Raw genomic sequence first — 13,639 nt, 5'->3', positions numbered from 1 at the left:
GCGCCATACCGACCAAACCCCGTGGGACCGTGGGAGAAACACTATGGAACTCGACATCGTGGCGCTATCGCGCCTGCAGTTCGCCATGACGGCGCTTTACCACTTCCTGTTCGTGCCGCTGACGCTCGGCCTCTCCGTGTTGCTTGCCATCATGGAGACGACCTATGTGATGACCGGACGGCAGATCTGGCGCCAGATGACCAAATTCTGGGGCACGCTGTTCGGCATCAACTTCGTGCTTGGCGTCGCAACAGGCATCGTCATGGAATTCCAGTTCGGCATGAACTGGAGCTACTACAGCTATTATGTCGGCGACATCTTCGGCGCGCCGCTGGCGATCGAGGGCCTCATGGCCTTCTTCCTGGAGGCAACCTTCGTCGGCCTGTTCTTCTTCGGCTGGGAAAAGCTCTCCAAGGTCGGACATCTCGTTGCCACCTGGGCAGTCGCGCTCGGCTCCAACTTCTCAGCCCTCTGGATCCTCGTCGCCAACGGCTGGATGCAGAACCCGGTCGGCTCGGCGCTCAATCCGCAAACGATGCGCATGGAGATTACCAGCTTCTTCGATGTCGTCTTCAATCCGGTCGCCCAGGCGAAATTCGTCCATACCGTGTCGGCCGGCTATGTCTGCGCCTCGATCTTCGTGCTCGGCGTTTCAGCCTGGTACATGCTGAAGGGCCGCCACATAGAGATCGCCAAGCGCTCGATGACGGTTGCCGCCTCGTTCGGCCTTGCTTCGGCTCTATCGGTCGTCGTCCTCGGCGACGAAAGCGGCTATCTGTCGACCGAGCATCAGAAGATGAAGCTCGCGGCGATCGAGGCGATGTGGGAGACCGAGCCGGCGCCGGCCGCCTTTACCGCCTTCGGCTTTCCGGATCAGCAAGCACGCGAGACCCATTATGCCGTGCATATCCCGTGGGTCATGGGCCTGATCGGCACCCGTTCGCTGACGACCGAAATCCCCGGTATCAACCAGCTTGAGGAGCAGGCCAAGACCCGTATCCGCGACGGCATCAAGGCCTACGACGCGCTGATGAAGATCCGAGCCGGCCAGCTGGCTGTTGCCGGTGCTGCAGCGCAGGATACGTCCACCCAGCAGGCCCGCACCTCTTTCGAAGATATCGGCCATGAGCTCGGCTACGCCCTGCTTCTGAAGCGTTATGTCGACGATCCCCGCCAGGCGACCGATGCGCAGATCGATCAGGCCGCCCGCGATACCATTCCGAACGTGCCCACCCTCTTCTGGACCTTCCGCGTCATGGTCGGTCTCGGCATGTTCTTCATCCTGCTGACGGCAACCTTCTTCTGGCTCTCGGCCCGCCGCCAGCTCGACCGTTATCCTCTGTTGCTCAGAATCGCCGTCTTTGCCATCCCGCTGCCCTGGGTTGCCATCGAGTTCGGCTGGATCGTCGCCGAGTTCGGCCGCCAGCCCTGGGTCATCGAAGGCGTGCTGCCGACCGCCGCCGCCGTCTCCAATCTCGGCGCTGGCAACGTGCTTCTCACCCTGCTCGGTTTTGCCGCGATCTACACCGTGCTGATCGTCATCGAGATGAGCCTGATGGTGAAGGCCATTCGCAAGGGCCCGGAACCGGACGACGAGCCGGAAGCCGACCTTGTTTCCGAAACCCTCGTTCCCGCTGCGGAGTAACGACCATGATCCTGCATGAATTGATCGACTATGAAACTTTGCGCGTCATCTGGTGGTTGCTGCTCGGCGTCTTACTGATCGGCTTTGCGGTGACCGACGGCTTCGATCTCGGTGTCGGCGCACTCCTGCCCTTCGTCGCCAGGACGGATACCGAGCGGCGCATCGCCATCAATTCGATCGGCGCGACCTGGGAAGGCAACCAGGTCTGGCTCATCCTCGCCGGCGGCGCCATCTTCGCCGCGTGGCCGCCGCTTTATGCGGTCTCCTTCTCTGGCTTCTATCTGGCGATGTTCGCGATCCTCTTCGCGCTCATCCTCAGGCCGGTAGCGTTCAAATACCGCTCCAAGCGCGAGAGCGCTCGCTGGAAGGCCGGATGGGACTGGGCGCTGTTCATCGGCGGTTTCGTTCCTTCCCTGATCTTCGGCGTCGCCGTCGGCAACGTCCTGCAAGGCGTGCCGTTCCGCTTCGCCGACGACATGCGGATCTATTACGAGGGCTCGTTCTTCGGCCTGCTCAATCCCTATGCATTGCTCTGCGGCCTACTCTCCGTCGCCATGCTCACCATGCATGGCGCGGCATGGCTGCAGTTGAAGACGAACGGCATCGTAGCCGAGCGGGCCCGCAGATATGGCAGCCTGGCGGCGCTCGTGACGATCGTGCTCTTCGCTCTTGGTGGCCTCGCCCTCTGGTACGGCATCGACGGCTATCGCATCACCAGCGAGATCAACCCGATCGGTCCGTCCAATCCGCTTTTGAAGACCGTCGATCCCACAGCCGGTGCCTGGTTCGCTAACTATGGCAGCCATCCCTGGATGATGATCGCTCCGATCCTAGGCTTCCTCGGTGCAATCGGCGCTCTTCTGTCGATGCTCGCCCGTCGTGAAGCAGCCCCGCTGATCTTTAGCGAACTCGCCGTCGTCGGCATCATCTCGACGGTCGGCGTCTCGATGTTCCCCTTCATCCTGCCTTCCTCGCTCGATCCGCGCTCCAGCCTCACGGTCTGGGACTCATCGTCCAGTCATATGACGCTCTTCATTATGCTGGTCGTGGTGCTGATCTTCCTGCCGATCATCTTTCTCTACACCGCCTGGGTCTACCGGGTGCTGTGGGGCAAGATCGACGCCGACACGGTCAACGACAAGAGCGGTCACGCCTATTGATTTGATAAAAGGAGAAAGAACATGTGGTACTTCGCCTGGCTCCTCGGCTTTCCCCTTGCCGCCGCCTTCGCCGTCCTCAATGCAATGTGGTATGAAATCGTCGAGGACAATACAAAGGCGAAAGAACTGGCCAAGAAGGCTCCCTAAGGTCGATCTTTCAGATTGCCCAGGCGCGGCGCTTTCGTCGCGCCTGGGCTAGAGCATCTTATCCGCTTTCAGGTGAGGCCACCTGCAAGCGGATAAGATGCTCTAGCGGCCCAGGTACGATGGAACAAACGGCAGCTGAATGCCTTTCGCCGCCGTGATTCCAGTTTGAGGGCACCCCGCCCTCGCTTTGTGCACGGCGGTGCATTCACATCTCGTTCTATTGACAGATACTCCTTTGATGAGGCTGGCACCATGGCGAACGGAAACCTGCTTTTGACTTTCAATGCCGGATCATCGACGGTCAAAATCGGCCTGTTTGAGACCAAGGCAGATAAAGCCCGCCGCATCGGCAAGGGACTGATTGATTTCCGCCGCCGCCCCCTCACCTTTCATCTGACGCAAGGCCCAACGACCCTCGATCGCTCTCTGCACACGGATGCTGGCGAACAGTTGCACCAGGTCGTCGACGAAACTTTTGGCATCCTCAGCGCGCATTTCGACATGTCCACATTGAGCGCCATCGGTCACCGTGTGGTCCATGGGGGTGATTTGTTCACCGGTCCGGTGCCCCTCGACGAAGCCCGTATCCGCGATATCGAAGGATTGACCGCGCTTGCGCCGCTGCACCAGCCGCAGGCGCTGCGCCTGATCCGCGCAGTCAGGCATCTGCGACCAGCTCTCGCGCAGACCGCCTCCTTCGACACCGCCTTCCACGCAACGCAGAGCGATCTCGTCCGCCGCTTCGCTCTGCCGCGCGCGCTGCATGATCAGGGGATCAAACGCTACGGCTTTCACGGGCTTTCCTATGCTTTCATCGCCGCCGAGCTGCGGCGTCATATCCCCTACACTGCCGCCGGCAAGGTCGTAGTCGCCCATCTTGGCAGCGGGGCCAGCCTCTGCGCCCTCGACAAGGGTGAAAGCCGTGATTGCAGCATGGGATTTTCAACGCTGGACGGCATTCCGATGGCGACGCGCTGCGGCGCTCTCGATCCCGGCGTGCTGCTGCATCTTCTTGGGCCGAAAGGCAGGACGCTAAAAGATGCGGAAGACATGCTCTATCACAAATCCGGTCTGATCGGCGTCTCTGGCATCAGCGCCGACACGCGAGACCTATTAAAGGACCCGCGTGCGGAAGCACGAGAGGCGATCGACTTGTTTTGCTTGCGCGTCGCCGGCGAGGTCCGGCGGATGGCTACAACACTCGGCGGCCTGGACAGCATCGTCTTCACCGCCGGCATCGGCGAGCACCAGCCGGAGATTCGTGCGGCGATCAGTGCACATCTTGCCTGGCTCGGACTGACGATCGACTCCGACGCCAATGCAGAGAACGCCACCGCGATCAGCGGCGCAGACAGCCGGATTGGCGTTTTTGTCATTCCGACCGACGAGGAACAGGTCATTGCCGACGAAGCCATATCGGTCCTGCCGCGGGAACGATGATTTTTGAATCTAGAGCATCTTACCCGCTTGCACGTGATCCCATCTGAAAGCGGGATGCTCTAGCGCACTTCCTCGGTGATTACTTCGAAGCGTGAAAGTGTTGCAGGGCCGAAGGCGGTCGACATGGCGACGTCGGTGGCATCGCGCCCCGTCGCCATCAAAATCCGTCCGATGCGGGGCGTGTTGTGGCGCGCATCGACCGTATGCCAGTGACCTCCGAGATAGACTTCAAACCATGCGCTGAAATCCATGGGATTGGGGTCCGCCGGCACGCCGATATCACCGAGATAACCGGTGCAGTACCGCGCCGGGATATTCAGGCATCGGCAGAGCGCGATCGCAAGATGCGCGAAATCGCGGCAGACGCCGATCCTGTCGGTGAAGCCCCCATAGGCTGTCCTCAGCGCATCCGCCTTCATGTAATCGAATGTGATGTGATGGTGGACAAAATTGCAGATGGCTTTAACTCTGGACCAACCGAGCGGCGTAGACGAGAACTTCGCCCAGGCGAAATCTGCCAGCCTGTCTGTGTCGCAATAGCGGCTGCCCAGCAGGAATACGAGAACGTCATTCGGCAGATCCTTGATGGCATGCTGCACAGCGCTTTCGGGGATGACGTCGGGTTGTCCGTCGTCGTAAATCTCGAACTGGGTGGAAATCGTGATCGGCCCCGGCGGTGCCACGATCCGGCTGCAGGCATTGCCGAAGACATCGGTATAGCTGAATGCCTCGATCGGCTGGTCGAACATCAGCACCTGCTCACCGAGCAGATCGACGCGGCGGGAGGGGTGAATGTTCAAGACGAGCAGCATCGGCGTCGGCTGTATGCACTCATAGCCGATATTAAACCCAGCGCGTATTTTCATCGTGTGTTCCTTGTTGAAACTCCGTCTCGAAGCCTATTGCTGAACGCCGTCAACGATGGACGGTTCCCCAAGCGCACGACTTCATGGGCGCGCCTATGCGGTTGTTACATTCACCTGCACGGTCATGGTGTCGAAGTCGGCCGCCTCTCCATCAAAACTGCCGCTCAATGGAACTGCCTGACTGGGATCGCGGGAAACCGCAACACGAATAAGATCCCGATTGCCGACGATACCGTTGGTCGGATCGAATTCCACCCAACCGGCACCGGGAAGATAGATCTGGCACCATGCATGCGTCGCACCACCGCCAAGGGTCGTGGAGCCATCGCGGTCCGGGACATAGATGTAGCCCGTGACAAACCGAGCTGCGAGACCGAGGGCGCGCGCGGCCTCCATCATCAGCAAAGCAAAATCCCTGCAGGACCCGGAGCGAAGCAATAGGGTCTCGAGCGGCGTCTGCGTCCCGTGTTCGGAACGACGCGAATAGGAGAAGCTTTCGCGAATGGCATAGCAAAGCGTCATGAGCAGATGCCCGGTCTCGGTCGGCCGCCCATGGCGAATGAACTGCCGCGCCCATCGCCCGACCTCATCATTCGGATCCGGATAGTGGCGTAGCATCGCCGGCGCGAGATCCGGAAGCTCCTCCTCATCATAGCTGAAGGGATAGTTCAAAGCCGCACTGTCGATTTTAAGATCCAAACCGACCTGCGGCGTATGATCGAGCGTGATCCATGACTCGAATCGAAGTGTTAAAGCCGAACGGAAAATATCGACGATCGCAACACAATTGCCGAAGACATCATGGATCCAGCGCACCTGGCGAGGCTGTGGGTCGGTCACCAGCGATGCCCCAATCAAGCGCTGATCGAAGCTGTCGCGAGGCCGGAACATCAGCCTGTGCTCCCCGAACGCAACCTCACGGAAGTAGCGGTATGTCGTGATATGCCGAACGGAAAAGAGAGTCATGAGATGATGCTGTCCGCTCTGCCGTCGCCAAATGGTCATTCGCTCCTGACGAGCCGTAAAATGCTGGGCGAGCGCAATCCTACACCGCTGCCGCACGAGACGCGAATCGTCGAATATCTCCTCTCGCGAACGTGAGAACTTAGGATATTGCGCGCTGCGCTATGATGACTGCTGAGAACAACAGGGATGCGAGAATGGAAGTCTCGATGAAGAAGATTATGGAGTTTGTCCGGAACTTTGAGAGGATTTCAAATCTCATTTGAGAACTCCTTTGCCTACAAACGGAAGGCATATGCCGTGTCCAGCAGTGTCGCTGGCGACTATAGGTTTCCCCCAAGCTCCGGCGAACCGCTAACCAAAGGACCTACGCGACGATTTTCAGCTTCAAGCTGCCCCGCCGCGACAAGCATGAGCGCCTGCATTTTTTCCTGCAACTCGCTCTCGACCAGCTTCGTACCTGCAGCCTGAGCGTCCGTAAGAATTTTATCCAACACGCCTTTGTCGTTGCCTCCAGTCATTCGCGCGTTGATGATTTCTGCGACGTAGGCTTCAACGTCGACGAGACCGATCCGGCCCGCGACCCACTGCGCCAAAAGCCTGTCGCGCCGAGACCTGACCTTGAAGGCCATTTCGAAATCCAGAAAATACTTTTCCTCCAATGCCTTCTCGCGGTCTGTGAGCGCGGTCATATCGCACCGCCTTCTCGCTGAAACGCCGCCGCGCCCAACAATTTTTCAAGAACATTCGGATCGATCTTCAGAACTTGTCGCGTCCTTGTGTCGGCGGAAATCGCCGGTAGATGAATAAACGTTGCGACGCGCTGGTACGCTAGCCGTGATAGGCCTTCGATCAGTTCTTCATCCTGTTCGATCTTGTAATCACCGGCCGGCTGAATTTCATCCAGGTCGGGCAATCTGAACGGCAACGAGAAATGGACAACAGTCTCGGTCGTGCGTGTTGACATGGCGAAGACCTCCAAAGGGTCGAGCCGGGACCTGCCTCGATGCAGGACAAATGGAAAACACACCCGCAGCATCGCTCTTGCCGGCGACGCGGGCGCATCTCATCGAAATTCGGAAAGATGATGGGCCAGGCGACTCTTCTACCGCGATGCCATCTCAACCAAACGATGAAACACTATACGCTTAGATTAAGTTCCTATTGGGGCGCCACATGGCTCAGAAATGCGTCCGCGGCTCCTTCCGACATCAGATCATTCCATGCGTAATGCATTGATGACCCGCCTCGCATTGGCCCCTGAACATTGGCTTGCTCAAGGTGGCATCAATGCTTGCTGCGGAATGATGTTGCACTGCATCCGAAAAGAGCGCACGGTGCAGCATCGGCAATCATTATATGGGCACTGCTGCTTGGGAACCACAAACCCGAGCCCATGGCGGATGACACGCTGTCTTCCGTGACCAGCTATTTTCCAGCAGCACAGCCGAATTCATATCCGCTCCCTCTTTTGGGAGAAGATAGCTGGGGCAAACGAGAACAGCGTTCCCGTTAAGTCCGGTAAGTCGATGGCACTGCACATCGGCGGGCCAGGATAATGCTCTCAGACCTCAAGACATAGGATTTAATCACAATGACCAGAGATGGAAATCGTCGAACTTTGAAAGTCAGAGGACATTCTCATTGTGGGATGAGCGAGAAAACCGACACCGTGTTTCGCGAGATCACGACTGGTAAAGTAGACGAGCGCCTGGAAAAGGCCGCGCTTCTGAAAGCTCTCCGCATCGAGAGAGAAAGACCGACACGGCCTCAACGGATAAATTGATCGGATATCGATCAAAGTTTAATAGGCTTGTTGAGAGGGTGGGCCTGGATTCTTACCTTCCAGCACGCAATCCAGGTTGCTCGCAAAGGATATCTCTCCGACGACTGGAGCAAGATGACTAGCTCGCATAAACCATCCATACGGCGTTTGAACCGCAGCCTCCCTCACCATCAAATTTTGGATTGGACGCGGATCCGGGATGCGTGATCCTGCCGCTCTTGAAGTCACCTGCTCGCCAGGACTACGCCGGACGGTCCGAACACGCGTTATATTTCAATATCAATCACCTCGAATTCACATCGCGGTAAGTGCTGTCTCGCGACTGCCATCACCTCCTTCAGGTTGCCGATATCCGAGGCAACGGCATCCTGAAAAGGCGCAGCAAGCACCCCCGACAATTGATGGGTTTTTAGCGCCGCTCCGGATGGTTGTGATTAGGGCACCCCTACATCTCGCCACATTGGGTTGCGGCCGGATTAATCCCCATTTTATCATGACATGACACAATAACGGGTATAATATTCGCGCCGAGATGGAACGCATTTATCCTTGGGGGGCGACACGTGTCCATCAGTTCACGAATGAAACGCCGAATAGGTCGCGATGCGCCGACGGTGATCATCATAGACCACCATACACTTGCCCGCACGACTATCGTGAAGCTTCTTGAGCACGAACTCGCCGGCTGGGATTTTGTTGATATGGTCTCTACTGAGAGTCTTGATAGGGCTCTTGGAATGGATGTTCGTCTGATCGCTCTGGATTTGGCGGGCAGAAGTGTTGAGAGTGCTTGTCTGCTTGATGATCTCACGGCGATCGCGGAACGCTTTCCCGACGCGCCCGTCGCACTGCTATCGAGTACGGATGACGTTTCAATCGCGTCTCAGGCGCTGAAAATGGGCATTCGCGGCTTCTTCACGACCTCCATTCCCATAGAGATCGCTCTTGCCGGGCTGCGGCTCGTTCTTGCAGGCGGTATATTCTGCCCGCAGCCGTTGGACATGCTTACCAACGGCTCAACCAGGCACACCGACTCTCAAGATGGCGATCAAAGGGTGATAGAGGCGCGTGCGCATGGCCCGGAGCTTGCCGACTTCACGCCGCGCGAAGCGGATGTGCTTGCCGAGCTGCAGCGCGGCTGCTCGAATAAAGTCATCGCGGGAAAGCTCAACCTGTCAGGCCACACCGTGAAAATGCACGTGCAGCATATTATGCGCAAGCTGCAAGTGCAGAACCGAACCGAGGTGGTCGCCCGTTTGGGCTATCGGCTAACCAACGGGCATGATGCGACGGCATCATAAACTACGCGCTTTCCTTGTTGGATGTCTTTTCAAGCATTTCGCTCAACGTCGCCGCTGCAAGCATGGTTTCGGCCAACAGCTTCTTGAGCTTTCGGTTCTCCTCCTCCAAAGCCCTCAGCCTCTTGACGTCGAAGCCGACATTCTTGAGCTGCAGGGATTGCCACCGATAGAAGGTCGGCTCGCTGATCCCGTATTTATTGCAGACATCCGTCACCGTCATGCCACTCTGATGTTCCTTCAGAATGTCCATGATCCGTTCGTCGTTGAATTTTCTCTTACCCATCACTGCGTCCCTTCGACGGCGACATGCTAGAAATTCAAAGGCGCCGGGAAGGAATGGTGGGAGTACCAATCCATATTCGCGTCGCATTTCCAAGCCGTATGCTTCGGAGTTCGCTTCAGTCTTCGCGAAACGCTCTGTTGAAGCTATCCAGAAGCGGTCTGATTGCGTAAAACGCGACACTGCTCTTGCCCGTTTCGATCAATGTCTGGGCGGGCATGCCCGGAACCAGTGCGACATCGTGCATCTTCGCCAACCGTTCGTCTGTCACACGGATCGTCGCCGCATAATAGGCCTGACCGGTCTGCTTATCGACAAGGCGATCCGCGGACACATAGTCCACTGTACCTTTTAGCAGCGGAACCCGCCGCTGATTATAAGGTAGAAGATGAACTTGCGCTTCCAACCCCGGGCGAACCAAATTGATATCCTCCGGCCGTACATGTGCCGATATCACAAGAGGGGCGTCGCGCGGCACCAGATCGACAAGCGGTTCGCCCGCGCCGACCACGCCGCCTGCCGTGTGAATGCGCAGGTCCATGATCACCCCGTCCTCAGGAGCCCGGATTTCGGTCCTGGCAAGCTGATCGTCGATCGCCCGCAGACGTTCGCTCAACTGCAGGATCTGGCCTTCAGTGTCGCGCAGACCTTGGGCGACTTCATTTAACCGATCGCTCTGCAGCTTTACCAGATTGCCCTGCGCCTCGCTGATCACCTGATATGCGCGCGATATCTGAGCGTCCACTTCGCCGGCCTGACCCTCGATGTCAGCCTTCTCGCGGTTCAGAATGAAAATTCTGCCCTTCCTCTCCGCTCCTTTGGTGACGAGACTCGCGGCCGATTCTAACTCCTGCCGCGAGATTTCGGCCCTGTCGGCGAGCGAGGCCTTTTGCGCGCCGAGCCCGATGATTTCCTGCTGGACCTGCCTAATCTTGTCCTGCGTGATCGCTATTTCGGACTGCATGACCTGACGGCGCGTCTCGAATATCGTCTGCTGCCCGACGATGATGGCCTTGACCACGGGATTACTGTTCATCAACGCGCGGAGGTCCTGTGGAAAGGTGACCTGGTCGCTATCGCTCTGTTCGGCAAGCAGGCGCGCGTGCATCCCCTCGGCGTCCCAAAGCTGTCCCTGAATACTGTCGCGGTCGGAACGTGATTTCGTATCGTCGAGTTCGATCAGAACCTGCCCCGAAGTGACGGTATCGCCGTTCTTGACGAGTATTTGCCGGATGATCCCGCCCTCCAGATGCTGGATGGTCTTGCGACTAAACTCTGGTTCCACGACACCGGCGGCAATTGCAGCGCTCTTGAGAGGGGCGAAGGCAGACCATATTCCGAAACCGAGGACAAACACGCAGATCAACAGGTTGCCCGTCCGCTTCACCGATCGCAGCACCGGCATCGGCGACGGCGGCGCCAACCTCGTGAAATCCGCATCAAGGACCGGTGAATAGCTCAGGAGCTTCTTGGCAGCCTCCAATCTTTGGGCAGGTCGGCTGCTTGGGCTTAACGTATTTACAAATTTGGCCGAAGCGCCGGAAGGAAGAGCAGTCATGGCGCAGCCTTTCCTTCCAAGGTCGGTGTCGGCGACGGAGGGCGAAGGTAGGTATCGTATATCTGCTCGCTCTCTCCAAACGCATTGACCATGCCATTGCGGATGATGGCGATCTTGTTGGTGACGGGCAAGACGCCCATCCGGTGGGTAATGATAACGACGATCATTCGCCTGGATCTCATTCGTTCGATCGCGTTGAACAAGATGCGTTCGCCATCATAATCCAGACTGGAATTTGGGTCGTCGAGCACCACAAGCTCAGGATTTCCGTAGGCGGCTCGCGCCAATCCGAGCTGCTGCCGCTGAGCGCGAAGCAGCAAGCTTCCCCCATCGCCGATGTCGGTTTCATATCCCTGCGGCAGCCGCATGATCGTTTCATGCAATCCGACTAGTTTTGCCGCTTCGATAGCCTTGGCTGGGTCCGTGCCATCCAGTCGCCCGATGACGTCCTTAATGGCTCCGCCGAAAAGTTCTATATCCTGCGGCAGATAGCCGACATGATGCATATTGCTGCAGAGGCGCAGCGCCGATATGTCGACGCCGCCCAGGAGCGTACATCCGGTCGTGGGGCGCAGGACGCCGGCCATGACACGGCCAAGCGTCGACTTGCCGGACCCCGACGGGCCGATGAGCGCAACGCAATCACCTGGCGCAAGCCGCAACGTGACGCCTTTCAATATGGGCCGATCGGCAAACGGTAGAACATAACTGACATTGTCCAGGATAAGACCGCTGGGCTCTAGGGTGGGAATCGTTCGCGCATCGTCTTCGGAAGAAACCACGATCAGCATCTTGTTGAGACGATTGAAGGAATTTCGAGCAAACGCAAACGAGCGCCACGCGCCGATCGCGCCCTCGACCGGCGCAAGGCCGCGGCCGAGTAGCAGGCTAGCGACAAAGATGATTCCCGGACTGCTATTATTTCCGAGAACCAGCCACGTGGCTGCTCCCATGACAAGAATTTGCGTTAACGTCCTGATGGATTTCGAGAATCCCAAAATGATCTCGGTCCGATGCATGGCGGTGTCCTGCGCTCTTCTTGCCGCCTCGGCATCGCGGTAGACGATTTGCGCCGCGCCGTCCTGCATCCCCATGGCGCGGATCACCTGAATATATCTAAGGGCCGTCGCAAGCCGCACGTAGCTCCTCGACAGCGCGAGATTCGCTTGCGCGATCGGTTGCTGCGTCGCCAACTCCGTCAGCAGAGCAAGCGCCAGAAGAGCGACTGCGCTAATGAGGCCGATCGCACCCAGCAAGGGATGGACGAGAAAGAGCAGCATCAAAAATACCGGTGCCCAGGGGACATCGAAGAGGAGCGCACTTGCCGGCGAATCGAGGAACTGGCGCAGCGAGGCAAGGTCGCGGTAACAATCGGCCGCCACGCTGCTATCGGCGCGGGATGCATATTCGAACGACGCATTCAGAACGTACGGGCGCAATCGGTGGTCCAGCCAACTGCCGATGCGCGAAAGCGCTGCCCTGCGCACAATATCCAAGGTGGACCCCACCACAACAGCAACGGCGATGATGAGCGTCAGCATGATCAGCGTATCGGCGCTACGGCTCGACAGCACCCGATCATATATTTGTAAGAGATAGATAGAAGGCGCGAGAAGAAAGAGATTGTAGCCGCAGCTATAGAGGAAAACCAAGCCGAAGGCTCCGGCGCAGGCCCGAAGAGCCATGACCAGTTGAGTCTGCGGACGCTGGGGTTGTGCAAGACTCGTCGGCATCATCAGATCTCGCAACTCTGGATTATGACAAGGCGAATGCTTAATCGAATCGTCATAAATACGAGGATCGCTAGTCGGAACCGGCGATCCTCAGGACCCGAATCCACGGGCCGGCTGGCATAATCGATTATGAACCGAGGTGGTGCACGTCGATGGTGCCGAAAGTATTGTCGAAATGATCGAAAGCGTTCGACACCGCTGTGGTTGTGGTATCCATATGAACCAACGCGGCCGTGATATCGCCACCTTTAGCCGTGTTGCCATTGCCGCCGTCGCCACCGACGCCGGACAGGATGGTGCCACTCTGAATGACATACGACGGGTTGTATTGCGTGGCGGTCGTGTCTGCCGCAACGGCTGCCGTGTCGCCACCGCTCAGCGAGCCTTGGCTGCCGTTCGATGTGCCGCTGCCGCCAGCTCCACCCAAGGCGGTCTGTACGGCAAGCAAGCCGTTCTGAGCGTGAGCAGCTCCGCCAGCTCCGCCACCACCGGCGTCCCAGTCGGCCTTTTGCCAGACATGATCGCCATTGTGCAGATCAGTGTGGGCGCCGTCGACGTACTGTGAGTTCTTAATGTATGCACTGGGGTCGTAGTGGATATCCCCCTTGCCATAGCCATCACCGCCATTGCCGGCGTTTGCATTGCCCGCGTCGGAATCGTTGAGTTTGATCGTGTCATTTATCTGTGGAATAGACATAGTTGACTCCTCTCCTATTCGGTCCGGATGTCTCCCACGGCCCGATACCCGGTATGTCAATAC

At 58.0% G+C, this 13,639-nt stretch carries 13 protein-coding genes; 5 read left to right on the top strand and 8 right to left on the bottom strand.

Features of this window, described 5'->3' with window-relative positions:
* Positions 1 to 43: 43 nt before the first annotated feature.
* The 4 genes from FHT86_RS01365 (at position 44) to FHT86_RS01350 (ending at position 4,392) form a co-directional block, all read left to right on the top strand.
* Entirely contained in the window at positions 44 to 1,645 is a 1,602-nt protein-coding gene (locus FHT86_RS01365) for a cytochrome ubiquinol oxidase subunit I (RefSeq protein WP_133705078.1), read from the top strand.
* A 5-nt stretch (positions 1,646 to 1,650) separates the two neighbouring features.
* Positions 1,651 to 2,805 (top strand): cytochrome d ubiquinol oxidase subunit II, encoded by a 1,155-nt coding sequence (gene cydB, locus FHT86_RS01360; RefSeq protein WP_133705077.1) that lies wholly within the window; start codon positions 1,651 to 1,653, stop codon positions 2,803 to 2,805.
* Positions 2,806 to 2,826: 21 nt separating this feature from the next.
* Complete coding sequence (cydX, locus tag FHT86_RS01355) at positions 2,827 to 2,952, top strand: cytochrome bd-I oxidase subunit CydX (RefSeq protein WP_133705076.1); 126 nt, start codon at positions 2,827 to 2,829, stop codon at positions 2,950 to 2,952.
* A 252-nt stretch (positions 2,953 to 3,204) separates the two neighbouring features.
* Positions 3,205 to 4,392, top strand: coding sequence for an acetate/propionate family kinase (locus FHT86_RS01350; RefSeq protein WP_133705075.1), 1,188 nt, complete (start codon positions 3,205 to 3,207; stop codon positions 4,390 to 4,392).
* Positions 4,393 to 4,451: 59 nt separating this feature from the next.
* On the opposite strand, the gene FHT86_RS01345 is transcribed toward FHT86_RS01350, so the two are convergent.
* The 4 genes from FHT86_RS01345 to FHT86_RS01330 all read right to left on the bottom strand — a co-directional run bounded on the left by FHT86_RS01345 (position 4,452) and on the right by FHT86_RS01330 (position 7,188).
* Entirely contained in the window at positions 4,452 to 5,258 is an 807-nt protein-coding gene (locus tag FHT86_RS01345) for a transglutaminase-like domain-containing protein (protein ID WP_133705074.1), read from the bottom strand.
* A gap of 93 nt (positions 5,259 to 5,351) precedes the next feature.
* Positions 5,352 to 6,224, bottom strand: coding sequence for a transglutaminase family protein (locus FHT86_RS01340; protein ID WP_133705073.1), 873 nt, complete (start codon positions 6,222 to 6,224; stop codon positions 5,352 to 5,354).
* A gap of 320 nt (positions 6,225 to 6,544) precedes the next feature.
* Positions 6,545 to 6,913 (bottom strand): DUF1476 domain-containing protein, encoded by a 369-nt coding sequence (locus FHT86_RS01335; protein ID WP_133705072.1) that lies wholly within the window; start codon positions 6,911 to 6,913, stop codon positions 6,545 to 6,547.
* Positions 6,910 to 7,188, bottom strand: a complete 279-nt coding sequence (locus FHT86_RS01330) for a hypothetical protein (protein ID WP_133705071.1) — start codon at positions 7,186 to 7,188, stop codon at positions 6,910 to 6,912. The genes FHT86_RS01335 and FHT86_RS01330 overlap by 4 nt, the downstream gene beginning before the upstream one ends.
* A gap of 1,400 nt (positions 7,189 to 8,588) precedes the next feature.
* Here FHT86_RS01330 and FHT86_RS01325 point away from each other — a divergent pair.
* Positions 8,589 to 9,308, top strand: coding sequence for a LuxR C-terminal-related transcriptional regulator (locus FHT86_RS01325; RefSeq protein WP_133707037.1), 720 nt, complete (start codon positions 8,589 to 8,591; stop codon positions 9,306 to 9,308).
* A 1-nt stretch (position 9,309) separates the two neighbouring features.
* Here FHT86_RS01325 and FHT86_RS01320 read toward each other — a convergent pair whose 3' ends face one another.
* The 4 genes from FHT86_RS01320 to FHT86_RS01305 form a co-directional block, all read right to left on the bottom strand.
* Entirely contained in the window at positions 9,310 to 9,591 is a 282-nt protein-coding gene (locus FHT86_RS01320; RefSeq protein WP_166656720.1) for a transposase, read from the bottom strand.
* A 115-nt stretch (positions 9,592 to 9,706) separates the two neighbouring features.
* Complete coding sequence (locus FHT86_RS01315) at positions 9,707 to 11,146, bottom strand: HlyD family type I secretion periplasmic adaptor subunit (RefSeq protein WP_133705069.1); 1,440 nt, start codon at positions 11,144 to 11,146, stop codon at positions 9,707 to 9,709.
* The gene (locus FHT86_RS01310) at positions 11,143 to 12,879 is read right to left on the bottom strand and encodes a type I secretion system permease/ATPase (RefSeq protein WP_133705068.1); all 1,737 of its coding nucleotides are present in this window, start codon (positions 12,877 to 12,879) and stop codon (positions 11,143 to 11,145) included. The genes FHT86_RS01315 and FHT86_RS01310 overlap by 4 nt, the downstream gene beginning before the upstream one ends.
* 127 nt (positions 12,880 to 13,006) lie before the next feature.
* Positions 13,007 to 13,576 carry a PE-PGRS family protein gene (locus FHT86_RS01305; RefSeq protein WP_133705067.1) on the bottom strand — a complete coding sequence of 190 codons (570 nt, stop codon included), beginning with the start codon at positions 13,574 to 13,576 and terminating at the stop codon, positions 13,007 to 13,009.
* Between the last annotated feature and the right edge of the window lie 63 nt (positions 13,577 to 13,639).

This window comes from Rhizobium sp. BK313 (assembly GCF_014193655.1).
Lineage (GTDB): Bacteria > Pseudomonadota > Alphaproteobacteria > Rhizobiales > Rhizobiaceae > Rhizobium.
Note: the sequence above shows the minus strand (reverse complement) of the source record. Positions and strands in the feature narration are given on the sequence as shown.

What these genes read in the sequence shown, in the direction of transcription:
- FHT86_RS01365 (WP_133705078.1), top strand. Translation starts at nt 44, where the DNA reads ATGGAACTCGACATCGTGGCGCTATCGCGCCTGCAGTTCGCCATGACG.
- cydB (WP_133705077.1), top strand. Translation starts at nt 1,651, where the DNA reads ATGATCCTGCATGAATTGATCGACTATGAAACTTTGCGCGTCATCTGG.
- cydX (WP_133705076.1), top strand. Translation starts at nt 2,827, where the DNA reads ATGTGGTACTTCGCCTGGCTCCTCGGCTTTCCCCTTGCCGCCGCCTTC.
- FHT86_RS01350 (WP_133705075.1), top strand. Translation starts at nt 3,205, where the DNA reads ATGGCGAACGGAAACCTGCTTTTGACTTTCAATGCCGGATCATCGACG.
- FHT86_RS01345 (WP_133705074.1), bottom strand. Translation starts at nt 5,258, where the DNA reads ATGAAAATACGCGCTGGGTTTAATATCGGCTATGAGTGCATACAGCCG.
- FHT86_RS01340 (WP_133705073.1), bottom strand. Translation starts at nt 6,224, where the DNA reads ATGACTCTCTTTTCCGTTCGGCATATCACGACATACCGCTACTTCCGT.
- FHT86_RS01335 (WP_133705072.1), bottom strand. Translation starts at nt 6,913, where the DNA reads ATGACCGCGCTCACAGACCGCGAGAAGGCATTGGAGGAAAAGTATTTT.
- FHT86_RS01330 (WP_133705071.1), bottom strand. Translation starts at nt 7,188, where the DNA reads ATGTCAACACGCACGACCGAGACTGTTGTCCATTTCTCGTTGCCGTTC.
- FHT86_RS01325 (WP_133707037.1), top strand. Translation starts at nt 8,589, where the DNA reads ATGAAACGCCGAATAGGTCGCGATGCGCCGACGGTGATCATCATAGAC.
- FHT86_RS01320 (WP_166656720.1), bottom strand. Translation starts at nt 9,591, where the DNA reads ATGGGTAAGAGAAAATTCAACGACGAACGGATCATGGACATTCTGAAG.
- FHT86_RS01315 (WP_133705069.1), bottom strand. Translation starts at nt 11,146, where the DNA reads ATGACTGCTCTTCCTTCCGGCGCTTCGGCCAAATTTGTAAATACGTTA.
- FHT86_RS01310 (WP_133705068.1), bottom strand. Translation starts at nt 12,879, where the DNA reads ATGCCGACGAGTCTTGCACAACCCCAGCGTCCGCAGACTCAACTGGTC.
- FHT86_RS01305 (WP_133705067.1), bottom strand. Translation starts at nt 13,576, where the DNA reads ATGTCTATTCCACAGATAAATGACACGATCAAACTCAACGATTCCGAC.